18 protein-coding genes are annotated in these 24,533 nt (G+C 62.8%); 10 read left to right on the top strand and 8 right to left on the bottom strand.

Annotation, left to right across the window (positions count from 1 at the left end; genetic code table 11):
• Window positions 1-99: 99 nt before the first annotated feature.
• Window positions 100-1,029 (top strand): NAD-dependent epimerase/dehydratase family protein, encoded by a 930-nt coding sequence (locus ACYU0X_RS13155; RefSeq protein ID WP_461901148.1) that lies wholly within the window; start codon window positions 100-102, stop codon window positions 1,027-1,029.
• An 18-nt stretch (window positions 1,030-1,047) separates the two neighbouring features.
• Here the strand turns inward: ACYU0X_RS13155 and ACYU0X_RS13150 are convergent, their stop codons facing one another.
• The 3 genes from ACYU0X_RS13150 to ACYU0X_RS13140 form a co-directional block, all read right to left on the bottom strand.
• Window positions 1,048-1,554 (bottom strand): hypothetical protein, encoded by a 507-nt coding sequence (locus ACYU0X_RS13150; protein WP_418907265.1) that lies wholly within the window; start codon window positions 1,552-1,554, stop codon window positions 1,048-1,050.
• Between the two features lie 39 nt (window positions 1,555-1,593).
• Window positions 1,594-1,761, bottom strand: coding sequence for a hypothetical protein (locus ACYU0X_RS13145; RefSeq protein WP_418907264.1), 168 nt, complete (start codon window positions 1,759-1,761; stop codon window positions 1,594-1,596).
• Window positions 1,762-1,845: 84 nt separating this feature from the next.
• Window positions 1,846-2,721 carry an aminodeoxychorismate lyase gene (locus ACYU0X_RS13140; protein WP_461901146.1) on the bottom strand — a complete coding sequence of 292 codons (876 nt, stop codon included), beginning with the start codon at window positions 2,719-2,721 and terminating at the stop codon, window positions 1,846-1,848.
• Between the two features lie 91 nt (window positions 2,722-2,812).
• Here ACYU0X_RS13140 and cls point away from each other — a divergent pair, with 91 nt between their 5' ends.
• On the top strand, window positions 2,813-4,381 hold the full coding sequence (gene cls, locus ACYU0X_RS13135; RefSeq protein ID WP_461901144.1) for a cardiolipin synthase: 1,569 nt from the start codon (window positions 2,813-2,815) through the stop codon (window positions 4,379-4,381).
• Window positions 4,382-4,392: 11 nt separating this feature from the next.
• Here cls and ACYU0X_RS13130 read toward each other — a convergent pair whose 3' ends face one another.
• The 4 genes from ACYU0X_RS13130 to ACYU0X_RS13115 all read right to left on the bottom strand — a co-directional run bounded on the left by ACYU0X_RS13130 (window position 4,393) and on the right by ACYU0X_RS13115 (window position 8,104).
• Entirely contained in the window at window positions 4,393-6,408 is a 2,016-nt protein-coding gene (locus ACYU0X_RS13130) for a chorismate-binding protein (RefSeq protein ID WP_461901143.1), read from the bottom strand.
• Complete coding sequence (locus ACYU0X_RS13125) at window positions 6,395-6,904, bottom strand: low molecular weight protein-tyrosine-phosphatase (protein ID WP_461901142.1); 510 nt, start codon at window positions 6,902-6,904, stop codon at window positions 6,395-6,397. The genes ACYU0X_RS13130 and ACYU0X_RS13125 overlap by 14 nt, the downstream gene beginning before the upstream one ends.
• 63 nt (window positions 6,905-6,967) lie before the next feature.
• Window positions 6,968-7,594: a LysE family transporter gene (locus ACYU0X_RS13120; RefSeq protein WP_418907259.1), complete on the bottom strand. Its 627-nt coding sequence runs from the start codon at window positions 7,592-7,594 to the stop codon at window positions 6,968-6,970.
• 33 nt (window positions 7,595-7,627) lie between these two features.
• Window positions 7,628-8,104 (bottom strand): MarR family winged helix-turn-helix transcriptional regulator, encoded by a 477-nt coding sequence (locus ACYU0X_RS13115; RefSeq protein WP_418907258.1) that lies wholly within the window; start codon window positions 8,102-8,104, stop codon window positions 7,628-7,630.
• Between the two features lie 107 nt (window positions 8,105-8,211).
• On the opposite strand from ACYU0X_RS13115, the gene ACYU0X_RS13110 reads away from it, so the two are divergent.
• The 7 genes from ACYU0X_RS13110 (at window position 8,212) to ACYU0X_RS13080 (ending at window position 22,385) form a co-directional block, all read left to right on the top strand.
• Entirely contained in the window at window positions 8,212-10,317 is a 2,106-nt protein-coding gene (locus ACYU0X_RS13110) for an MMPL family transporter (RefSeq protein WP_461901139.1), read from the top strand.
• A gap of 200 nt (window positions 10,318-10,517) precedes the next feature.
• Entirely contained in the window at window positions 10,518-12,041 is a 1,524-nt protein-coding gene (locus ACYU0X_RS13105; protein ID WP_461901137.1) for a DEAD/DEAH box helicase, read from the top strand.
• A gap of 414 nt (window positions 12,042-12,455) precedes the next feature.
• Window positions 12,456-18,134, top strand: coding sequence for a pullulanase-type alpha-1,6-glucosidase (pulA, locus tag ACYU0X_RS13100; RefSeq protein ID WP_461902807.1), 5,679 nt, complete (start codon window positions 12,456-12,458; stop codon window positions 18,132-18,134).
• A gap of 269 nt (window positions 18,135-18,403) precedes the next feature.
• Window positions 18,404-20,257, top strand: a complete 1,854-nt coding sequence (dnaK, locus tag ACYU0X_RS13095) for a molecular chaperone DnaK (protein WP_309405853.1) — start codon at window positions 18,404-18,406, stop codon at window positions 20,255-20,257.
• Between the two features lie 15 nt (window positions 20,258-20,272).
• Window positions 20,273-20,848 (top strand): nucleotide exchange factor GrpE, encoded by a 576-nt coding sequence (locus ACYU0X_RS13090; protein ID WP_461901135.1) that lies wholly within the window; start codon window positions 20,273-20,275, stop codon window positions 20,846-20,848.
• A 93-nt stretch (window positions 20,849-20,941) separates the two neighbouring features.
• Entirely contained in the window at window positions 20,942-21,907 is a 966-nt protein-coding gene (locus tag ACYU0X_RS13085; RefSeq protein WP_418907253.1) for a DnaJ C-terminal domain-containing protein, read from the top strand.
• 49 nt (window positions 21,908-21,956) lie between these two features.
• Window positions 21,957-22,385 (top strand): heat shock protein transcriptional repressor HspR, encoded by a 429-nt coding sequence (locus tag ACYU0X_RS13080; RefSeq protein ID WP_309405859.1) that lies wholly within the window; start codon window positions 21,957-21,959, stop codon window positions 22,383-22,385.
• A 140-nt stretch (window positions 22,386-22,525) separates the two neighbouring features.
• Here ACYU0X_RS13080 and ACYU0X_RS13075 read toward each other — a convergent pair whose 3' ends face one another.
• Complete coding sequence (locus tag ACYU0X_RS13075) at window positions 22,526-23,431, bottom strand: LysR family transcriptional regulator (protein WP_461901133.1); 906 nt, start codon at window positions 23,429-23,431, stop codon at window positions 22,526-22,528.
• Window positions 23,432-23,503: 72 nt separating this feature from the next.
• Here ACYU0X_RS13075 and ACYU0X_RS13070 point away from each other — a divergent pair, with 72 nt between their 5' ends.
• Window positions 23,504-24,469 (top strand): DMT family transporter, encoded by a 966-nt coding sequence (locus ACYU0X_RS13070; RefSeq protein WP_461901131.1) that lies wholly within the window; start codon window positions 23,504-23,506, stop codon window positions 24,467-24,469.
• The last annotated feature ends 64 nt before the right edge of the window (window positions 24,470-24,533 follow it).

Raw genomic sequence — 24,533 nt, 5'->3', positions numbered from 1 at the left:
AGGCTCGCCCACCCCTTAGCGAGCGCGAGGTGCAGTACACGCCACGCTACTTTGCATGGCGACCCAGCGATCAAGCATCCGACCGGGAGAACCTACACCATGCAGACCATCCTCGGAGCCAGTGGACAGATTGCCACCGAGCTCGCCCGCGAACTACAGCGCATCCAGGCCGGGCCGCTACGACTGGTCAGCCGTAACCCGCGCAAGGTCAACGACAGTGACACCCTGCACCGCGCCGATCTATTGGATGCCGTGCAGACTCACCAGGCCGTCGCCGGCAGTGACATCGTCTACTTCACCGCCGGGCTGCCTGCAGATACCGAACGCTGGGAAGCCGAATTTCCCACGATGCTCCGCAACGCGCTCGATGCGACGCGCGCCGCCGGGGCACGGTTCGCGTATTTCGATAACACCTACATGTACCCGCAGGATCATCGGATCCAGACAGAACAGACTCCCTTCGAACCGGTGGGGCGCAAGGGCCAGGTGCGTGCGCGGATGGCGCAGCTGGTGCTCGAGGAAATGCAACGCGGCGAGATTCCCGTGCTGATCGCCCGGGCTCCGGAATTCTGTGGGCCGGGTCGTACCCAAGGATTTACCAACTCGCTTGTGATTGAGCGGATGAAAGCCGGAAAGCGGGCACTGGTGCCCGTGCGTGCCGATCGGCGGCGCACGCTGATCTGGACCCCGGACGCCAGTCGTGCGCTGGCGAGGCTGGGTACCACTCCAGACGCCTACGGCCAGACCTGGCATCTGCCGGTTAGCGATGTGCACCCCACCTATGGTGAGTTTGTTGAGCTTGCCGCCACCGTTTTTGGGGTCAGTAGCCGCTATGCCGTGGTGCCCCGCTGGGCCCTGAACGCCGCGGGGCTTATCAATCCGCAGGCACGCGAGATTCGCGAGCTATTGCCGCGCTACGCGGCCGACAATCTCTTCGACGATTCCAAATTCCGCGCCCGGTTCCCCGACTTCGCGGTCACTAGCCATGCCGAAGGGTTGGAGAGGATCCACCGCGAAACGCGCGACTAGGCTCGGGTAGCTGGCGGGCTAGCGGCGATCGATCACATATCCCACCGCGGCGCGGGTATCGCCAACGGGAATGATTGTCACTCGTGAATTCTCGGCCGATTGTTCAAGGGTGAGGTTCAGCTGTTGTTCCCCACCGGGTTCGGCGCAGGAGGCGATCTCTCCGGCTATGGTCTGCGACCCGATGGTCAAAACCGGGTAGATCTGCCCACTGCCTACGCACCGCACCACCAACTCATACTTCCCCGGTGACCAGGTGGAAGCATCCTGGTTGATGAGCGGGATGGTCCGCGGTTCGGCTGTGCTCCCCGTGGCGGTGGGGTGGGCAACACTGGCAACGAGGTGTTCGGCGCCGTCGTCAAGCAGGTGATCTAATTTATCGACCTCGGCATCGAGCTTGATGGTGCCGGTGTGCATTTCCGTCGGTTCGGGTGCTTGGGCCTGCGGTGCGGGTGTGCATCCTCCAAGTGAGAAGGTCAGCGCCGCCGTGGCGGCGAGCGCTGGGTACACGCGGTGTAGTTTACTCAAGCCCTGCCTCTTCTTTGCCTAGGGTCGATTAACTACATCCTACTCGATCTCACTGGCTTTTATCTGATTGGTGGGCGAACTCTTTTCGCGTTGTTCGGCCACATCCAACAGGGCGCGGCGCACGGCCGCGCGAATCACGGTATACAGCAGGTAGAAAAAGATGGCGGCGGCCACCACGGACAGGGCGAGTGAATTGATGATCTCCATAGCGCCAGCCTAGGTCAGCGGCCGGCGGACACGGAAGTGCCCGCCGGGTTATCCGCCAACGTTCAACGTGCTGGCTGGAGGAAATTAGCGAATCGACTGGCTCAGTTCGCTCAGTTCTTCATGCAGCTCGGCATCGAAATGCAGAGGCTTGGCATCCAACGAACGTACCGGGGTCAGCAGACGGACCGAGGACACTAACCAGACGCCATAAGACTGGTACAGATCCGAGGGCTGCAAGGGTCCATAGCCCAATTCCCAGCCAGCCTGTTCCGCCGCGGCAAAGATGGCGGCCTGCGTGGTTCCGGGCAGGATGCCGGTTTCGAGCAAGGGGGTGATCAGCCGCTTGGTGTCGCCATCACGCTGCGCCACCAGGACGGTTGAGGTGGGGCCCTCGAGCACCATGCCGTCGGCCGAGGTGAAGATGACGTCGTGTGCACCATGCTGGTGCGCGTAACGTAGCGCTGCCATATTCACCGCATAGGACAGCGTCTTGGCACCCATCAGGAGCCAAGGTGCTCGGTCAGCCAATTTTGAGTCATAGCCGCGGTCAAGCAACAGCACGTCGATGCCCGAAGCACGCTGTTCGCGGCCGAGCGCCGGCGCCGGGCTGACGCTGATCCAGCACCAGGCCGGGTCGCTGTCGGCGACGCCGCGTGCGGCGACCAGCTTGACCACCGCTTCATCGGCGCCACCGTCGGCGTCGAAGTCCGCAATGGCGGTGTCGATGGCCGCCCGCCAACTCAGCTCGTCGGGGATCGTCAGGGCGCAGGCTGCGGCAGATTCCTGCAGGCGCGCTAGGTGGGCATCGAGCTTACGTACGGTGTTGCGGGTGTACAGCAGAGACTCAAAAACCCCGTCACCGCGGTTGACGCCTTGCAGCGTGACCGGAAGATGCGGTGCGTCAATGTCGGCAATGCGACCGGCGGGATAAGCGGGGTCGAGGAATACCAGAGAGCTCATAGAGGATAGATTATCGAAGAATTCGCGATCTCTTCATTTCAGCTGGTCACGCAACGGGCGGTAAGTGCCGGGATTGGATAGTCTATGCACAATGACAAAGGGCGACCTGGGCGCCCACGGTGAGACGGTTCGGGATATGGACGGTCCGGTCGGGAGGAGCTGCGTGATACCTAGCCTAGAGTTCGTGTGGCAGGCCGGTCCTTTCCTGTATCCGATCGCGGTCGCTATCGACGTCATCGTGCGCGTGCTGATGATCGGCATTGTGCCGGGCAACCGGCGACCCACCACGGCCATGGCCTGGCTACTTGCCATCTTTTTCATTCCGGTCATCGGCCTGTTGGCCTACCTGCTCTTCGCCAATCCACGGCTCTCCCGCCGCCGGCTGCAAAAGCAACGGCGCGCCAACGAGGCCATTCTGGCGGGCACCGAGCATATGAAGCTCCCCGAAGAATTTCACTCCACCGAAGAATGGGTGGAGGATGCGGTGGAACTAAACCGCAAACTCGGTGCGATGCCGTTGGAAGGCGGTAACACCATCGAGGTCATCTCCGATTACCGCGAATCCTTGCAAGCCATGTGCGAGGAGATCGAGAAGGCCGAACGCTACGTTCACATCCAGTTCTACATCATGGGCGATGACCCCGAATATGTTTCCCCGGTGCTCGAGGCCCTTGAACGGGCGGTGCAGCGTGGGGTGACCGTGCGTTTGCTCTTCGACCACCTAGGCACCTTGCGGGTGAAGGGGTATCGCCAGCTCACCAAGCGGCTGACCCGCGGCGGGATCACCTGGCGTCGGATGCTGCCGATCGACCTGTTCAAGCGACGCTGGCGTCGCCCGGATCTGCGCAACCACCGCAAGATCCTCGTGGTCGATGGCGAGGTCGCCTTCACCGGAAGCCAGAACCTGATCGAGCCGGGCTATAAGCGCGAATCAGCACATAAGGTGGGCCGCGAATGGGTCGAATTGATGATCCGTGTCGAAGGCCCGCTGGCGCGTAGCCTCGACGTTATTTTTGCCACCGACTGGTGGCAGGAAGACGACTCCGACCAAGTGCTCAGCGATCTGGCCGAAACCAGTCACCCGCTGTCACCGAACGACCAGCCCGGTACCACGATGGCCCAGGTGGTGCCCAGCGGGCCCGGTTATGAATCGGAAAACAATCTCCGGCTGTTCAACACGCTGATCTACTCGGCCTCGGACCGGCTGCAGATCACCAGCCCGTATTTCGTCCCGGACGACTCGATGCTCTACGCGATCACCACCGCGGCACAGCGTGGGGTCGAGGTGGATCTCTTCGTCTGTGCCGAGGGCGATCAGTTCTTCGTCCATCACGCACAGCAGTCCTACTACCAGATGCTGCTGTCCGCCGGGGTGCGGATTCACCTGTATCCGGCGCCGATGGTGCTGCACACCAAGTGCTTCACTGTCGACGATGAGGTGGCCGTGGTCGGTTCCTCCAATATGGATATGCGTTCCTTTAGCCTGAACATGGAAATTTCGGTCATGCTCTTGGGCAAGGAGATGGTCGATAAGGTCAACGCCGTCCACGATCAGTACCGGGAGATTTCGACCGAACTGAGCCTCGCGGCTTGGCGCCGCCGCCCACGCTTCCAACGCTGGATCGATAACGTGGCTCGGCTCAGCGCCACCTTGCAGTAACCGCCCCGAAGTTAGGCCGGGAAACTGGTGCCTAAGGCCCCGAGCACGCCACGCGACTTGGTAATGACCTCATCCCATTCGGCCTGCGGATCCGAGTCGGCGGTAATCGCCCCGCCCAGACCCAGTTCGAGGGACCAGCGCCCGTCGCTGAGCCTGTCGCAGGTCAGCGTGCGGATCACCACGCTAAAGTCGGCGGCCGCATCGGCCCCGAGATAGCCCACGGCCCCGGAATACAACCCGCGGGCGCGCCCGTCCTCCAGCTCGTCGAGGATCGCCATGGTCGAGAGTTTCGGGGCCCCGGTCATCGAGCCCGGAGGGAAGGCCTCGCGCAGCGCGGCCGCCGCTAGCTGCGGGGCCGAGAGCTGGGCATCGATGGTCGACACCATCTGGTGCACCGTGGCGTAGCTTTCCACGGCACATAACCGGCGCACTCCGACCGAGCCCGGTACCGCGTGATGCGAGAGGTCATTGCGCAACAGGTCTACGATCATGATGTTCTCGGCCCGGTCCTTGGGGTGGGTGGCCAGATCGTGGGCAAGCGCTTGGTCTTCTTCCTGGGTCGCACCGCGGGGCCGGGTGCCCTTGATCGGTTCGGCCCGAAGCCGGCCATTGGAGTCCAGGGAGAGGAAGCGTTCCGGGGAGATGCTGGCTACCTCGAAGGCACCGAGGCGCAGGAAATGCGCGAAAGGCGCCGGGGATGTCTCACGCATGCTCTGGTAGGCCGCGAAGGGTGAAAAGTCCGTGCCGGAGACGGTGGCGCTGAGTCGGGTGGTGAGACAAACCTCGTAGCTGTTGCCCTCGGCGATTTCGTATTGTGCGCGTCGAACCTTGTCCATGTAGCCGGCGGCGTCATCGGCGCACCGAAAGTCCAGAGTCGGTAATTCGGCGCGGGGGCCCGGCGTTGCGGTACGCACCATGGCCAGCACCTGATCGAGGTGCTCCTGCGGGGCGGTGACCCGCAGGCTCTGCTGCTGGTGATCGACGACCAGAATGGTGTCGGGCTTGAAAAAGACCGCATCGGGACGTATCTGCCCATCGGCAAGCCGCGCCTGCAGGTTCGCGGCGCCGAGCTCGCGTTTGAGTTCGTAGCCGAGGTAGCCGACCCACTGTGGGTTTGGCCCGTCGTCGCTATTGACGGTGAAAGCGGCCTCGGGTCCCGGCCAAATCTCTCCGAGGGCCTCGAAAAATTCCGCTCCCAGGCGTAACCGACCCGGGCCGTAACGTAGCTCCGTGCCGGCGGCGGTGGCCTGAAGCACCGTGGGGTGTTCGCCGCGGCTGAGGGCCAGCAAGGTGTAGCGGTTACGCCCCAACGGGTCGGAGAGGTGATGACTCGTGGATTCGAGGAGCGCCGCATAGGTACACCCTTGCGCGAGCTGCTCGAACAGGGCGGCGGCGTCAACCGGTGCCGGGACGAGCGTGCTGGCCGCCGGCAAGGCTTCGGGGCTGGTGATCGGCAGGTTCCCGCGTCGGGTCGCCGGGAGCAGATGCAGCAGTTCGCGCAACTGCGCGAAGCCGCTGGCGATCGACCCGTTATCGATCACGAGGTCGGCGGCGTCGGCCGGCTGGTCGCTGTCCATATAGCGTTCTTCCTGGGCGGCCCAGCGTTCCCAATAAGGCAGGTAGGTATCGCCATCACGTGCGATCGCGCGACGCTTGCGCAGTGTTTCGTCGGCCCCCACCCAAATGGTCAGGTCCAGCTGGTCACGGACCGCGGCGGCCGCAGCGCCCACCCCCTCGACGATGACGATCGAGGTGGGGAAGTAGCTCGCCAGCTCGCCGGGCGCCGAGCGTTCCCAATCCCAGCGCGGCCAGTGAATGCTTTGGCCTTGGGCAAGGCGCGGAAGCACCTGGGCATAGCGTTCGATGGCCTCGTGGAGACCGTCCCACCCAGGGTAGAAATCCTCGAGGTGCAGGATGCTGGTGGGCAGGTAGGAGGCAAGGAAGCTGGACAGGTCGGCGGCCAGCGAGGTCTTGCCCGCTCCGGAGCGACCGTCCAGAGCGATGATGAAGGGTTTAGCGGTTTCCACGAGAGGAGATGTTACTCCGCACGTAGTTCACAAGTGCAGGCAGGGCCTGTTCAATCATCGAATATGTCTGCTGGAAGTCGGCGGCGTCGCCGTACCACGGGTCGTAGATGCCCTGCTCTTGATGCGGTTGTGCCGCGGCTTCTGGGTCGAAGGAACGCACCATGCGCAGCTGCGGGCGCTGTTCGGGGTCCAGCTCGGCCAGGTACGGAACGAGAGTTTCGAAGTGGTCTATATCCATGGCGAGCACCAGATCCATGCCGGCCAATTCTTCGGCGCGTAGGCCCGTTGCACGGTGTGCCGAGGCGTCGATGCCGGCCACGGTCAACAGTGCGGCGGCGCGCGGATCGATGCGGTTGCCGATCTCTCCGTCGGTGACGGCGCGGGAAATAACGGCCACTTGTTCCACTCCAGCCTCCTGCAGTGCGTGACGCAACATGTACTCGGCCATTGGGGAGCGGCAAATGTTTCCGGTGCAGACGGTCATGATCTGGAACATGGCACCAGTCTAAGTGTTAATGCTCACTTCACTGCAACAATTTGGAGAAGATCCACGGCTCGTTCACTGGTGGACGAAAACCAGCATTGCGGCGACCACGATGAACAAGATCCCAAAGAGGATGTTCAGCGCTTTGGCCCCGCGCTGGGTGGCCGTGAAGCGTTGAAAGCTTCGCGCCGTGGCGGCAAAAAAGAAAAACATTACTAAGACATCAACGGTCACAATCGTGCCGATGAACACCAGGTACTGTCCCAGCAACGGTTGCGCTGGATCGATGAACTGCGGGGTGAAGGCCAGAAAGAAAATGATGGCCTTGGGGTTGAGCAGGTTGACCAGGATCCCGCGGCGGATCATTTGCCAGCGGGTGAGCGCGTGGCCGCTGCCGTGGCCGGGAGAAGCAACGTCGGGTACGGAGAGCATCATGCGCACGCCCAGATACACCAGGTACGCCGCCCCGGCGTAACGAATGAGATTAAACGCGGTGGGGGAGTTGGCGACCAGGAGGCCCACTCCGGCGGCGACGATCACTACATGGATCAGCAGGGCGATCTGCTGGCCCAGAATGCCCCAAATGGACCGTCGGTACCCTTGACGCATCGCGTTGGTCATCGTGTTGATGGCCCCGGCGCCGGGAGTGAAACTGATTAGCGTACTGGCTCCTAAGAGGGAGAGCCATAAGGTAAAACTCACTTCGCTAGCCTACTGAGGCCGCGCCTCGTTGAGCTACTGCTGGTCCGGCTGTGACGAGGCGTGTTTCGCGGCTCGCTCGGTGGCGGCCGTCGCCTCGGTAATGAATCCGGAAATCAAGGCCAGCTGCTCTGCGCTGTAATCCTGCAAAATTTCACCGATGGACTCCGCCAGCGGACGGAACATGAGTTGTCCGTGTTCGCGAGCCAAGGGGGTCAGCGCTATGCGTACGATTCGACGGTCGCTGTCGCTGCGTTGGCGTTGGATATAGCCGAGGCGCTCGAGCCGGTCCAGCATGGCCGTGGTGGCTGGGGAACTGAGCTTCAATTCGCGGCTAAGGTCGCGCGGTGCCGGTAGCTGGCCGCGTCGCTGGTACTGCATGATGACGCCCAGTGCGTGCATATCCGTGCGATGCGTTCCGTAATGGCGTGACGTGGATTCCACGTAGCGCTCGGTAGCTTGGGTGAATTCCTGGAGCTGGAGGACCAACCCGCTGCGCGCCGCATTTTCCATGGGTGACATCTTATCTGCCAGAAAGTAGTTCCATCATAGAGTAACTTTATGAGTAAACTATAACTGGCAGGCAACCTAACCTTGAGTTCTAGGGAGAAAAGATCCGCATGGAAGACCGCACTCGTTCCACGGCGAAACCCCGGGCCGTGCTCTGGCGCATCGCACTGTACCTGGTGGCGGTGATTGTCTGGTTTGCCATCGCCGGCGTCGGTGGCCCAACCTTTGGCAAGCTCTCCGAGGTGCAGAGCAACGATCAGGCGAGTTTCCTGCCCGCCAGTGCAGAGGCCACCAAGGCCTTGGATTGGCAGGAAAAGTTCCGAGATAGCGAGGCCATCCCGGCCGTGGTGGTGATTGCCGACGAGGCCGGAATCTCCCCGAAGGACGTCCCCGACGCGCTTGGAAGCCTCGATACGCTCGATGCGCTGGAAGGTGAGGTCATCGGCCCCATCCCGTCGGAAGACGGCAAGGCCCTTGAAATCATTGTGCCCCTCGACCCGCAGGCGGATACGGCTGCGGCGGTGGATGAGGTGCGCGCGCTACTCGAGGAAGAACTTCCGGCCTCTGCGAGCGCCTATGTTACCGGCCCGGCGGGTTTTAGCGCCGACCTCAAGGAAGCCTTCTCGGGGATCGACGGGGTACTTCTCGGCGTGGCCCTAGCCGCGGTCTTCGTGATCTTGTTACTGGTTTACCGCTCGGTGCTGCTACCGCTCATCGTTCTTAGCACCTCCGTGATGGCATTGTGTGCGGCGATCTTGGCCGTGTACTTCATGGCGCTCGCCGGGTGGATTCGGCTTGATGGGCAATCTCAAGGCATCCTGTCCATTTTGGTGATCGGCGCGGCAACCGACTACAGCCTGCTGTTCGTTGCACGACACCGCGAGGCACTGAGTGAAGGAGCGGGGCGCTGGCAGGCGGTTACTCAGGCCTGGCGCGGCTGCCTTGAGCCGGTGCTGGCCTCCGGCGGCACCGTGACGGTGGGGCTGCTCTGCCTGTTGTTCTCCGACTTGAACTCCAACCGCGCACTAGGTCCGATCGGGGCCAGCGGCATCGTGTTCTCGGTGATCGCGGCCCTGACTTTCCTGCCGGCGGCGCTCGGCCTGGTGGGTCGTTCGGCCTACTGGCCCTTACTGCCTAAGCCCTCATCGGCCCACCATGCGGCGGCCGACCGCGGCCTGTGGGCTTGGGTGGCCCGACTGGTCCGTCGGCGTAATCGAACGGTGTGGATCAGCTGCTGCGCGGTGCTGCTGATCGGTGCCGCAGGCATCACCGGCTTGCGGGCTCATGGTGTGGCGCAGAGTGAACTGGTACTCGGTGAATCTCAGGCGCGTACCGGGCAGCAGGTGCTTGGCGAACATTTCCCGGCCGGTTCGGGCTCTCCGGCCAGCGTGGTGCTACCCGAAGCGCAGGCGCAGTCGGCGCTGGAACTCATTGACGGTGTAGCCGGTGTTGATTCGGTGACTCTGCAGGCCGAAGGCGGCGCGCCGGTGGGTAGTCGGCCAGGTGCCCAGCCGCAGGTCATTGACGGTATGGTCCTGGGGTCTATTACCTTGAGCGATGCCGCCGACTCGGAGGCCGCCAAGGAAACCGTGCTGGGGTTGCGAGAGACGCTGCATGAGCTAGACCCGCAGATTCTCGTCGGCGGCAGTACCGCCACCATGCTCGATACGGCCCAGACCGCCGAAGAGGATCTGGTGAAGATCATTCCGCTGACATTGGCGGCGATTCTTCTGATCCTGATGCTGCTCCTGCGCTCGATCCTCGCCCCGGTGCTGTTGATCGTCACCACGGTGCTGTCCTACGGCACCGCGATGGGGGTGAGCGCACTGGTCTTCAATCACGTTTTCAAGTTCCCCGGGGCGGATCCGTCGGTGCCGCTCTTTGGGTTCGTCTTCCTGGTGGCACTCGGGGTTGATTACAACATCTTCCTCATGACACGGGTGCGTGAGGAAACCTTGCAGCATGGCACCACCGAGGGGATGAGCCGTGGTCTGCGTGCCACCGGTGGGGTCATTACCTCAGCCGGCGTGGTGCTCGCGGCGACCTTTGCGGCGCTAGGGGTCATCCCGATCATGTTCTTGGTGCAGCTGGGGTTCATTGTGGCCTTCGGCGTGCTACTCGATACCTTGATCGTGCGCTCGTTGCTGGTCCCGGCGCTGGTGCATCAGGTCGGCAGCGCTATCTGGTGGCCCTCCAAATTGATGCGGCGTGTCTAAGATCTCCGTTTCTAGGGCCAGAGTATCCGCTGCATCACAGCGGATAACCGGCCCTAGGACGTAGACTTATACCTTGTGCTCCTGCATCGCAGGGCATGCGTCGACAGCTTAGATGTACCGCAGTAGTGGACTTTTTGATGTATCGGCGATTGATCGACACCGATATGTCGGTGTGCAGATACGAACAGAAAGTCTGGACTATGAGTACAACTTTTAGCGCCCTTGGCGTGCCCGCAGAACTGAGTGAAGTGCTAGCCGCTCGCGGCATCGAGCAGCCCTTCCCGATTCAGGAGGCGACGCTTCCCTCCACCTTGGCCGGCGGTGACGTGCTCGGACGCGGCCAGACCGGTTCGGGCAAAACCCTAGCGTTCTCGCTGCCGATGGTGGCCCGCCTGTCGCAGGCCCCGAAGCGACGCAAGGCACGCTTCCCCCGCGCGCTGATCATGGCCCCCACCCGTGAGTTGGCGACGCAGATCGCCAAAACCGTGGACCCCCTGGCTCATGCCGCTTCGCTGCGCACCACCGTCATCTACGGTGGCGTCGCCCAGTCGCGGCAGGAAAAGGCCATGGCCGAGGGCGTCGACATCGTGATCGCCTGCCCGGGACGCCTAGACGATTTGATCCAGCAGAAGATCGTGGATCTCTCGCAGCTGGAAATCTCGGTATTGGACGAGGCCGATCACATGGCCGATATGGGCTTCCTTCCCGTGGTGCGCCGCATCATGGACCGGATGCCCACCGGCATTCAGCACATGCTCTTCTCCGCCACCTTGGATAACGGCGTGGACAAGCTGGTCAAGCGCTACTTGAGCAACCCGACCGTGCATTCGGTGGATGCCCCCAAGGCAGCGGTGAACACCATGGAGCATCACGTATTCGTGATCCCGAATGACGATAAGAAGGAACTGGTGCGTGTCTTGGCGCAGGGCACCGGTCGCCGCATCATGTTCATGCGCACCAAGCACCATGCCAAGAAGATGGCCCTGGCCTTGTCCAAGGCCGGGGTTCCCGCGGTAGATCTACACGGCAACCTGTCGCAGAATGCTCGCGATCGCAACCTGGCCGCATTCTCCTCCGGTGAGGCCAAGGTGCTGGTGGCTACCGACGTTGCCGCCCGCGGCGTCCACGTCGATGGCGTGGAACTGGTGGTGCACATCGATCCGCCCGCCGAGCACAAGGCATATTTGCACCGTTCGGGACGCACCGCACGCGCCGGCTCGGATGGCACCGTGGTCACGATTTGCACCCCGGATCAGCAGGGGGATGTGGCAACGTTGCTTAAGCAGGCCGGTTTGAAGGTTCCTTTCGAGAAGGTCGGCCTGGATTCGAAGGCCGTGCTCGATGTGGTTGGCGAAGTCGCCGAACTTGTGCCCTATGTAGCCCCGGTCAAGCAGCCGCAGCGTCAGTCACCTCGTAAATCGAGCGAAGCGGGCAAGTCCGGTTCCGGCCGGAGCCAGCGTGCGGGCCGCGGAGCTCGTAGCGGCCGTCCGGTCTCCGATGAGGCTCGTCGCTCCGAAGGTGGTCGCCGTCAAGAGCGAAGCGCCCGTCCGCCACGTAGCGCAGGGTCCGAGCGACCTGCGCGCGCCGGTCAGGGTGCATCAAGTACCGAACGCGCCGGCGCTGCCGGTCGCGGCTCCCGCCAGGGTGGTCGTTCGTCAGGTGCTGCAACGACCGGACGCGGACCGCGTCGGGCGACCAGCCCCACCACGCGTAGCGGCCGCTAAGCCTTCAGTTCAAGCCCTTCCCCGGGGGCCGATCCTTTGCTAAGGATCGGCCCCCGGGGCCGTTTAATGAGCGGGTTTGCACTCCGCGGCCCCACGCGGAGGATCGCCGGGATGGGCGAGAACTTCAATCACTATGCAAGCGTTTCCGTTAGGCTAATTCCTGTAGATACGGGAATCTTTTTCATAGGATTTTCAGTTTCACTGTAAATTCTGTAAACGATTGCAGGGGTGTCTCTGGACTGTGTAATGTGGTCGAGATCACTGGCTCGCCTTTCTCTTGGCGCGCCATCCGCACCATGACATCCAACGGAGCAACTCGTGAGTAGCCTCAGCGCCTTCGCTGCCGCCAGCAGTCCTCATTCACCACCCGATACGCCCCGGCGCCACTGGCGGCGTTGGCTCACCGCCGTGACCATGACACCCGCCGTGTTGTTCGCGCCGCTAGCACCCGCGGCGGTAGCGCCGGCCGGGGCCGCAGAACCTACGGTGACCCTCGCCGGGTCCTTCCAGCAACAGCTCGGGTGCACGGAGAACTGGCAACCGGACTGTGCCGCCACCGAGCTCAGCCAATCCGACGGCGAAGGGCGCTACAGCGCAGAGCTGACGATCCCGGCAGGAACCTATGAATACAAGGTTGCACTCGACGGCAGCTTCGATACCTCCTATGGCCTCGACGGTGGCGAGCAGAACATCCCGTTGACCATCGGCGGCGAGAGCCGGCTGCGTTTCACCTTCGACACCAATACCGGGCGCACCCAGGTGACCCCCGTTGAGCTACGCGGCGACTACGCCGAGGCCGATGACGAATTGGTCGCCGCTCCGGCGCGCCAACCCGGTTCCGGCGAACAGTTCTACTTTGTGATGACCGACCGCTTCGCCAACGGCTCGACGGACAATGACACCGGCGGCCTCGAGGGGGATCGGCTCAGCACCGGTTTCGACCCCAGCGACAAGGGATTTTTCAACGGCGGTGACCTCGCCGGATTGCGCTCGAAACTTGATTACATTCAGGGTTTGGGCACCAGCGCCATCTGGTTGACGCCGAGCTTTAAAAATATGCCCGTACAGGGCACCGGGGATCAGGCTAGCGCTGGATACCACGGCTACTGGGTCACCGACTTCACGCAGATCGACCCGCACCTTGGCACCAATGAAGAGCTTTCCGAGCTGATCGCCGATGCGCACCAGCGCGGTATCAAGGTCTACTTCGACATCATCGTGAACCACACCGCCGACGTGATCGACTACGCGGAGCAGAAGTACGACTACGTGGATCAGTCCACGAAACCGTACCGTGACGCCGAGGGCAACGCCTTCGACCCGGCCGACTATGCCGGCACCGATACGTTCCCGGCGATGGATGCCGAATCTTCCTTCCCCTACACTCCGGTGGTACGCGACCCCGAGGTCAAGGTGCCCGAGTGGCTCAATGACCCCACGCTCTATCACAACCGCGGAGATTCCACCTGGGAAGGGGAATCGGTGACCTATGGCGACTTTGTCGGGCTCGACGATCTGATGACCGAGAACCCAAAGGTCGTTGACGGCTTCGCCGATATTTACCGAAGCTGGGTGGATCTGGGCATCGACGGGTTCCGCATCGATACCGCCAAGCATGTGAACTTCGAATTCTGGGAGCAGTGGAGCGCTCAGATTCAGCAGTACGCCCAGTCCAAGGGCAAGGACGATTTCTTCATGTTCGGCGAGGTGTATGACGCCGACCCGAAGAAGCTGTCCCCCTACGTGCGTGAGACGGACATGGCTTCCGTGCTGGACTTCTCTTTCCAGTCGGCCGCAACCGGATATGCGGGCGGCAACTCTGCCAAAACCCTCGCAGCACTTTTTGCCGGTGACGACTACTACACCACGGCTCAGACCTCGGCCGATGCGCTGCCGACCTTCTTGGGCAACCATGACATGGGCCGCATCGGTTACTTCTTGGAGAACCGCGAGCAGCCGCTGCAGCGCGACGAACTGGCGCATGAACTGATGTTCCTGACCCGCGGCCAGCCCGTGGTCTACTACGGCGATGAACAAGGATTCGCCGGGACCGGCGGCGATAAGGACTCACGCCAGTCGCTCTTCGCCTCACAGGTCAGTGACTATCAAAACCAGCCACTGATCACCGGTCAGACGCTGGGCGAGACGGATCACTACGACACCAACGCACCGCTCTATACCCACATTGCCGAACTGTCGAAGCTGCGTGGGGAGCATGCGGCGCTACGTAGCGGCGCCCAGGTTGAACTCTATGCGCAGGACGGGCCGGGTATTTATGCATTCTCCCGCGTAGACCGGGAGGAAAAGACCGAATACTTGGTGGCGGTGAACAACGCCGAGACCGAGCAGCAGCTGGAAGTGCCCACCCTGACCGCTTCGGCATCGTACCGTCCGCTGTACGGGGCCGATGCTCAGGTCACGAGCAACGCCGAGGCCAAGGCGAGCATTAGCGTACCGGCGCTTTCGGCCGTTGTTTACGCCGCGGACCGCCCGGTGGATGCACGTAGCCTGAACCCGGAGCTGAAGCTACCGGCTCCCGGGGCCGGTCTCAGCGGGGTCTCGCCGGTTGCGGCCGATCTCGGTGCCGGCGCTTGGGCCGAAACCAGCTTCGCGTGGCGCGTGGTTGGCTCGGAGCAGTGGCAATCACTGGGTACCGCCGAGGACGCTACACCGCGGGTTTTCCACGACGTCTCGGAGCTTTCCGATGGCACCCTGATCGAGTACCGCGCGGTGAGCGTCAATGCCGCCGGCGAGCGTCAGGCAGCATCGAGCTACGCATCGGTGGGCAATGACGTTTCCGGTGCTGTCGACGAGCAGGAACCGGAGCCGGAGATTTCGCTGGTGACGGTACCGGGTAGCCACAACACCGAAATGGGTTGCGTAACGGACTGGGACCCGGCCTGTGAAGCGGCCAAGCTGAGCAAAGCCAGCGGAGGGGTTTACACCGGAAGCTTCGACGTTCCGGCCGGTGACTACGAATATAAGGTGGCGCTCAACGGCACCTGGGATGTGAATTACGGTGCCGAAGGGCAGCCCGGAGGGGCCAACCTTAAGTACACGCATGACGGTGGAAAGGTCAGCTTCTACTTCGATCCGCGCACCAACATCGTGCAGAGCGACGCGCAGGGCCCAATTATCACCTTGCCCGGTAGCTTCCAGGACGAACTAGGTTGCGCGAGCGACTGGGATCCGGCCTGTCTGGCCACGCTCATGTCCGACGCGGACGGCGATGGCACCTATGAATTCACCACCGACCGGATTCCGGCTGGCAGCTATGAACTCAAGGTGGCCCATGCGCTGGGTTGGGCCGAGAACTACGGGGTGGATGGAGCCGCCGGGGGAGCGAATTACAGCCTCTCGGTCGACGACGGCCAGCCGGTGAGCTTCAGCTACGACCTGGACACCCACGTGTTGCAGATCGGTGCCGAAGGCCCCAAGGTCGCTGGCCTCGGTGAGCTGCGGGCCCAGTGGATCTCCGCCGATACCTTAGCCGTCCCAGCGGACCTTGGTAGCGGAGATAGCTACGCTTTGTACGCCTCACCCGAGGGCCAGGTGAAGCTGGAAGATGGCTCCGTCACCGGCGCCGACCCAATTGAGCTGTCGCTGGTTGACGGCGGGTTGAGTCAGGCGCAGCGGGAGAGCTTCCCGCACTTGGCTAACTACCGGGCGCTTCGAGTTGACCTCCCGCGCGAGGACATTGCCGAAGCACTGCGCGGTCAGTTGGTACTGGCCCGCTTCGAAACCGATGAGCAGATATCACGTCCCACGGTTTTCACCGGGGTGCAGAGCCCCGGAGTTATCGATGAGCTCTATGCCAAGGCGTTGAGCAAGGTGACGCTGGGTGTGGAATACACCGGTAAACGCCCAACGTTCCGCCTCTGGGCGCCGACGGCGCAGCAAGCAACCCTGCTGATCGGGGAAGCTGGCAGCACCCCAACGCGTTATGAGGCGCGCCGCGATGCAGCCACCGGCGTCTGGTCGGTGAAGGGCAAGCCGCAACTCGACGGCGCGGAATACCGCTGGGAGGTGCGTGTCTACGTGCCCGAGACCGGGAAGGTCGAAACCAATATCGTCACCGACCCATACTCGGTGGCGCTGAGCACCAATTCCACCACCTCGGTGGCCGTGAGCCTGGACTCGCCCAAGCACCAGCCCAAGCAGTGGCGCAAGGCCGCTGCCAAGCCGGTGGACAAGGACGTGGACCGGTCGATCTACGAGCTGCACATTCGAGACTTCTCCATCGCCGATGACAGCGTGCCCGAGCCGTTGCGCGGACGCTATGGCGCCTTCGCCGCCTCGGGCGCCGGTAGTGAGCAGCTCAGGCAACTGGCCGAGGCCGGCTTGACCACGGTGCACCTGTTGCCGAGCTTCGATATAGCAAGCATCGAGGAAGATCCCGCGCAGCGCCGCGAACCCGAATGCGACCTGGATTCCTACGGGCCGGCGGGCAAGGAGCAGCAGGCCTGTGTGAGCGCCGTAGCCGATCGCGACGGATTCAACTGGGGGTATGACCCCTTCCACTTCATGGCGCCGGAAGGCTCCTACGCGCACCACCCCAACGGGGCGGCACGCGTTGAAGAGTTCCGCACCATGGTCGGAGCGCTGCACGGGATGGGCCTGGAGGTCGTGCTGGATCAGGTCTTCAACCACACGGCCGCCTCGGGTCAAGCCGAGCAAAGCGTCTTCGATAAGATCGTGCCCGGCTATTACCATCGGCTCGATGCCGGCGGCAAGGTAGAGACCTCCACCTGCTGCCAGAATCTGGCCACCGAACACGCTGCTGCCGAAAAGCTGATGGTCGATTCGGTGGTGCTCTGGGCCCGCGATTACAAGGTCGACGGCTTCCGCTTCGATTTGATGGGGCATCACTCCCGGCAGACCATGGAAGCGGTACGCGCGGCCTTGGATGAACTGACCATGGACCGCGATGGCGTCGATGGGTCTTCGATCTACCTCTACGGTGAAGGCTGGAACTTCGGTGAGGTGGCCGATAACGCACGGTTCTACCAAGCGACACAGGGGCAGCTGAACGGCACCGGCATTGGTACCTTCAACGACCGGTTGCGTGACGCGGTGCACGGAGGAAGTCCGGTGGATTCCTCCTCCACCTTCCGACAGGGTTTTGGTACTGGTCTGGGCACCGACCCCAACGGGGATCCGGTCAACGGTACCGAGGACCAGGCGCTCGCCGATCTGGCGCACGAGAGCGATCTGGTCCGTCTGGGACTAGCCGGCAACCTCGCCGATTTCGAGTTCGTGGCATCCGACGGTTCCGTGCAACGCGGCGACGCACTGGACTATCGTGGCTCACCGGCTGGTTATGCTTCGCAGCCCGGGGAAGTGATCAACTACGTTGATGCGCATGACAATGAGACGCTCTACGACTTGACCGTGCTCAAGTTGCCCCGGGAGACCGCTATGGCCGACCGGGTGCGGATGAACACCTTGGCCCAAGCCACGGTGATGTATTCGCAGGCCGTTCCGTTCTGGCATGCCGGCACCGAACTGTTGCGCTCGAAGTCTTTGGACCGCAATAGCTACAACTCCGGTGACTGGTTCAACCGCATCGATTTCACCGGCACGCACAATACCTTCGGCTCGGGGCTACCGCCCGAGGCCGATAACGGATCCAAGTGGAAGATTATGGCGCCGCTGCTGGAAGATCCGTCGCTGAAGCCGCAGGCCGAGGATATGGCCGCGGCGGAAGGTGCGGCACTGGATCTGCTGCGGACCCGCGGGGAAGTGGACCTGCTGCGTTTGGGGTCTGCCGAGCTGATTGAGCAGAAGGTCTCCTTCCCGCTCAATGGCCCGCAGGCCACGGCCGGGGTGATCGTCATGCGGATCGATGACCGCGCCGGTGACGACGCGGATCCGGAGCACGACGGTGCGCTGGTGGTCTTCAATGCGTCGCCGCAGGAGAGCACGCAGCAGCTCGACGAGCTCGTGGGGCATGACTATCGGCTCGCCGACGCGCTGGCCAAGGGCTCCGATCCGGTGGTCAAATCCACTAGTTGGGACCTTGAGTCCGCAACCCTGACCATTCCGGCGCGCACCGCGGCGGTACTGGTCGAGGCGGAGGATTCGGCGAACTAAAGTGCCACGTAACGGGGCCGCTGGCCGGGAGCGAAAGCTCCCGGCCAGCGGCCCCGTGGTCGTATCCGAGGGCGTTGAAAATATTTTGCGGATCCGGGAATGATTCCGTGGTCTGCCTCGTTGACTATGGCAGAACGCAAAGTTGAGTCAGGTTCGCTCAAGTTAATTTGACAGCCATTTACGGCTGAGTAGACTTGAGTGCAGAACGCTCAACTGGGGCAGCGGCCCCGAGCGTTAGGACTTAGCAACCAAGGCAAAGGAGAGCCATAATGTCGCGTGCCGTAGGTATCGACCTCGGAACCACCAACTCCGTCGTATCCGTGCTCGAAGGTGGTGAGCCCACCGTTATCGCCAACGCGGAGGGTAACCGCACCACCCCGTCCATCGTCGCCTTCTCGAAGAGCGGCGAGGTGCTCGTCGGTGACATCGCCAAGCGCCAGGCAGTCAACAACATCGATCGCACCATCGCATCGGTCAAGCGCCACATGGGCACCGACTGGAGCATCGACATCGATGACAAGAAGTACACCGCGCAGGAAATCTCGGCTCGTACGCTGATGAAGCTGAAGAACGACGCCGAAGCCTACCTGGGTGAAAAGGTCACCGACGCCGTCGTGACCGTCCCGGCCTACTTCAACGACGCCGAGCGTCAGGCCACCAAGGAAGCCGGCGAGATCGCAGGCCTGAACGTGCTGCGTATCGTCAACGAGCCGACCGCAGCCGCACTGGCCTACGGCCTGGACAAGGGCCAGGAAGACGAACTCATCCTGGTCTTCGACCTCGGTGGCGGTACCTTCGACGTGTCCCTGCTGGAAGTTGGCAAGGATGACGACGGCTTCTCCACCATTCAGGTGCGCGCCACCGCCGGTGACAACCGCCTCGGCGGCGACGACTGGGACCAGCGCATCGTTGACTGGCTGCTGGCTCAGGCCAAGGCCAAGGGTGCGGACCTGTCCAACGACAAGATCGCCCTGCAGCGTCTGAAGGAAGCTGCCGAGCAGGCCAAGAAGGAATTGTCCAGCGCCACCAGCACCAACATCTCGCTGCAGTACCTCTCGGTGACCCCCGAAGGCCCGGTTCACCTGGACGAGCACCTCTCGCGTGCCAAGTTCCAGGACCTGACCAAGGACCTGCTGGATCGCACCAAGAAGCCGTTCCACGACGTGATCGCCGAAGCCGGCATCAAGGTCTCGGACATCGCCCACGTGATCCTCGTTGGCGGCTCCACCCGTATGCCGGCCGTGGCCGAACTGGTCAAGGAGCTCTCCGGCAAGGAAGCTAACAAGGGCGTGAACCCGGATGAGGTCGTGGCCGTGGGCGCTGCCCTGCAGGCCGGCGTGCTCAAGGGTGAGCGCAAGGACGTGCTGCTCATCGACGTGACCCCGCTGAGCCTCGGTATCGAGACCAAGGGTGGCGTGATGACCAAGCTCATCGAGCGCAACACCGCGATCCCGACCAAGCGTTCGGAGACCTTCACCACCGCCGAGGACAACCAGCCTTCGGTTTCCATCCAGGTCTTCCAGGGCGAGCGCGAGTTCACCCGCGATAACAAGGCACTGGGTACCTTCGAGCTGACCGGTATCGCTCCGGCACCGCGTGGCATCCCGCAGGTCGAGGTCACCTTCGACATCGACGCCAACGGCATCGTGCACGTCTCCGCCAAGGACAAGGGCACCGGCACCGAGCAGTCGATGACCATCACCGGCGGCTCCTCGCTGTCGAAGGAAGACATCGAGCGCATGGTGCAGGACGCCGAGGCTCACGCGGAAGAGGACAAGAAGCGCCGTGAGGCTGCCGAAACCCGCAACGCCGCCGAGCAGGCTGCCTACTCCGTGGACAAGCTGATCAAGGACAACGAGGACAAGCTGCCCGAAGAGGTCAAGACCGAGGTTCAGGCCGACGTCGACGCGCTGAAGGCCGCCCTTGAGAAGCAGGATAACGACGACGAGGTCAAGGCCGCGTTTGAGAAGCTGCAGGCTTCGCAGACCAAGCTGGGTGAGGCAATCTACGCCAACGCCCAGGCCGATGCCGCAGCCGCCGATTCCGCCGAGGCCCCGAACGCCGAGGAAGACATCGTCGACGCCGAGGTTATCGACGAAGACGACGAAAACGCCAAGAAGTAGGGAGTCGTAGACGCAATGTCCGAGGCAGAGGATCAGAACCCGAACCCGAACTCCGAGTCGGAGTCCGAGCAGCAGCCTGCGTCCGAGGTTCAAGAAAACGCCGACGCGCTGGGACAGGCCGAAGCGATTCTGAATGATGCGGCGGCCGAGGTTGACGCTCAGACGCTTCAGCCCAGCGAGGTCGAAGCCGAACTACGCAACGACCTGCTGCGCCTGCAAGCCGAGTATGTGAACTACCGCAAGCGCGTGGAGCGTGACCGTGAGGTTGTGCGCGAGAACGCGGTCCAGTCGGTGCTCAGCAGCCTGCTGCCGGTGCTCGATGATATCGAAGCTGCCCGTCAGCACGGTGACCTGGACAATGGCCCGTTTGCGGCCATCGCCGGCAAGCTGAACTCGGTACTCGAGTCTCTGGGGCTGGAGCGCATCGCCGAGGCGGGTGTGGAGTTCGACCCGAACGTGCACGAGGCCCTGCTGCGTCAGCCGGTCGAGAATATCGCCGCCGACCATGTGGGCCAGGTGCTGCGCATCGGTTACCGCAAGGGGGAGCGCGTGCTACGTGCCGCGCAGGTGCTGGTCTCCACCGGAGAATAGCCAGCCTACCGAGATATAACCCATCGAAACTGCCCACTGTCGTACAACGCCAGTGGGCAGTTTTGGATCGGTCGATGAAAGGATGATGCCCTGATGGCAAGTCAGGACTGGATCGAAAAAGACTTTTACGCCATCCTGGGCGTCGCCAAGGACGCCAGCGAGGCGGATATTAAGAAGGCCTACCGCAAGTTGGCCCGCAAGTATCACCCGGATACCAACCCGGGCGACGACGTTGCCGAGCAGAAGTTCAAGGACGTCTCCGAAGCTAATTCGGTGCTCTCGGATCCGGAGCAGCGCCAGCAGTACGACGCTATTCGTGCCATGGGCTCCGGCGCCCGGTTCACCTCCGGTGGGCCCGGCGGTGCCGGTGGTCAGGCCGGATTCGAGGATATTTTCTCGAACCTCTTCGGCGGCCCGCAGTCGGCCGGGCAACCGGACTTCTCCAACCTCTTTGGGGGCGGCGGAGGCTTTGGGCAGGGCGGCTTCGGCGGCTTTGGCCAGCAGGCCCCGCCACGCAAGGGTGCCGATCGCACCGCGACGACCTCGATTTCCTTCGCCGGGTCGATCAACGGGACCACCATCGGTCTGCGTGAATCCAATGGCGAGGTCATCGACGTGCGGGTTCCGGCCGGCATCAAAGATGGCCAGTCGGTGCGCGTGCGTGGTCGCGGGCAACCCGGCCCGGCAGGCAACGGGGATCTCATCGTGAAGGTGAAGGTGGCCGAACACCCCTTCTTCAAACGCGAAGAGAACAACATCCGGATCCACGTGCCGGTGACCTTCGCCGAGGCGGCTCTGGGCACCAAGCTCTCGGTGCCGACCCTCGACGGCGGTCATGTGTCGGTGAAGGTTCCGGCCGGTTCTAACTCCGGACGCACCCTGCGCCTGAAAGGCAAGGGAGTGAAAACCTCCAAGGCCACCGGTGACCTGCTCATCGTCTTGGATGTGGTGGTTCCGCAGAATCTCTCCGATGAGGCCCGCAAGGCCATCGAAGAGTTCGCCGCCGCCACCGAGGGCGAGGACCCACGCGCCGATCTGCTCAACAAGGCGAAGCTCTAGAGGATCATAGAACAGCTCAGGCCTTGCCGGAGAGGAAAGGAGACGCAGCGTGAACGGGGATTACCTGCAACCGGTATTTGTCATTTCGGTCGCGGCCCAACTGGCCGATATGCACCCGCAGACCCTGCGCCAGTACGACCGTCTGGGTCTGGTTTCACCCAGCCGCCAGGCGGGAAAGCAACGCCGCTATTCGCTACGCGATGTGGCGTTGCTCCGGCAGGTGCAAGCGCTGAGTAAGGACGGGGTATCGCTGGAGGGGATCCGCAGGATCCTGAACCTGGAGGCCGAAGTCGAAAGGCTTCGCGCCCAGGTGGACTACCTCGGCCGCGAACTACAGGAGCTACGCGAATCGCAGAGCCGGATCTTTGCGGCCGGCACAACCGCCGGAGATGTGGTGTCCATGGCCCGCGGCGCCCGTCCCGGGCGACGTGAACCCACCGTCACCTTCTTTGCGGCGCGTCGGGCGATCGGCCGCTAATTTGCGGCTACCGCCTGTTCGGGCACGCAACAGACGGCGGCGGGTCTAAAGCTCCGGGGGTCGGTCCCAATGGACCGGTCCCCGGAGCTTTTTCGCGTGCACCCCGCCATGTACCGTGCCGGAAAGGTGGCCGGTAGGGCTTAGCCGCGTGGGGGTATTCCAGCGCATAGCTCGGTCAGAATTGCTAGGACTTCGCGGACTGCGCGGCGGTGAAGGGCCTCGGGACGCGAGAGTGCGTCGATCTGTCGTGCTAGCGGAAGATCCCGCAAGGGCAGTAGCACCACCCCGTCAAGACTGTCGGCCTGCATGGTGTAGCGCGGCATCAGACCGATGGCCTGGCCCGTGCGCACGATCGTGGCGGCGACGAAGAACTCGTTAACCCGATGGGCAATGTCCAACGGTTGCCCGTGATGAACCGCGATCGGGGCTAGGAGCTCGGCCAGCGGGAAGCCCTCATGTACTGAAATCCAGCGTTCATTGGTTAGGTCGCGGGCGCTGAGACTGCCGGACGAGGCCAATGGGTGGTGCGCCGAGACCGCCACGTCCAGAGGCTCTGTGAGTAGTTCGGTAACCACCACGCGCCCCTGCGGCCACGGATTATCATGCGGCAAGCGATGTGCGATGACAATGTCATGTTCCAAGGTCAACGCGGGGAAATCCGCACGCGGAACATCCTCATCGGAGAGTTTGAGCTGAGCACGGCCGGCGCTGGCATCCAGGAGCGGAGCGAACCATGCTAGTCCGGCGCTATGAAAGGCCGAGAGGCTCACCGGTGCCAAGGAGTCGTCGAGAAATGCATCCACCGCAGATGCCGCGTCGGCCATGGCCGAGGCAACCTTGGTACCGGCGGCGGCTAGCGCCCACCCGGCCTCGGTGAGTTCTAAATGTCGCCCCCGGCGCCTCGTCAGCGGAGTGTTGAAGCCTCTTTGGAGTGCGGCGAGTTGTTGCGATACCGCCGAAGGCGTGACGTAGAGTGCCTCGGCCACGGCGGCGACACTGCCGCGTTCACCGAGTTCGCGCAGAATTCGCAGCTCATACAGTTGCATAAGATGATTCTAAAGTGTTTCTTCAGTAAGTGAAGATTGTTCTTTATCCAGCGGCTCGGAACACTTGAAAGTGTGAAACAGCAACTGCAGCACCGGGCGCTGATCCCGGATCTTCTTTTGATCGGCGTGGCCATGATCTGGGGAGGAAGCTATCTCGCGGCCAAGCACCTCGTGGCCGCCACCGACGTGGAGACGGCGCTGACTCTGCGCTATGCCATGGCCTTTGCCGGCATGCTGGGCTATATCGCGTGGCGTCGCGGTGCATGGCGCATCTCGCGGCGCACCGCACTTATTGGCGGCGGTTTAGGGCTGAGCCAAGCGGCGATCCTCTGGTTGGAAACCGCGGGTGTCGGCCTAACCAGTGCCACGAACGCGGGACTATTGATTAGCCTGAGTCTGATTTTCACCCCACTGTTGGAAGTGATGGTGTTGCGCCGTGCCTTGCCTGGCCGTTTCTATCTTCTGGCCCTAATGGCCGTGGTCGGGGCCATGCTCCTATCCAGCGGTGCGGCACTGCGTGCCCCCGGAATTGGGGATCTGCTGGTGCTCATGGCGGCGGTGGTCCGGGCGCTGCATGTGACAGCGACGGCCAAGTTGCTGCGTGCCAACGATGATCTCCCACAGATCGTGACCCTGCAGATCCTTGCCGGCTTTCTACTCTTTTTAGCGTTGGCTACTCCACGGCTTGCCACTACTCTTCCGAGGCTCGGGGCCGAATCTTGGCTCAACGCCATTTTCTTGGGCTTGGCCTGTAGCGTCTTCGCATTTCTGGTGCAGGCGTGGGCCGTGCGGCGAAGTTCGGCGGCCCGCGCTAGTCTGCTGATGGGCACGGAGCCGGTATGGGCGGTAGCCATTGGACTAAGCCTCGGCGGAGAACACGTGACAGGTATACAGGGGCTGGGCATTGTGCTGGTGGTGATCGCGACCATGCTTGGCGCCCGCGTCGAGCGATTGGCCAGAGAGCGACGGTTGCGCAGGCTAATGTCGAGGGGCCACCCATCAAGAACTACGGAGCATCTAGCCGCGTACGAGGGGTGAAACCCGCCCAGCGTTGGGCCAAGGCACCCACGCGCAAACGGCGGCCGCGCACAGCAGGGTGTGC

The organism is Glutamicibacter sp. X7 (assembly GCF_054889245.1).
Note: the sequence above shows the minus strand (reverse complement) of the source record. Positions and strands in the feature narration are given on the sequence as shown.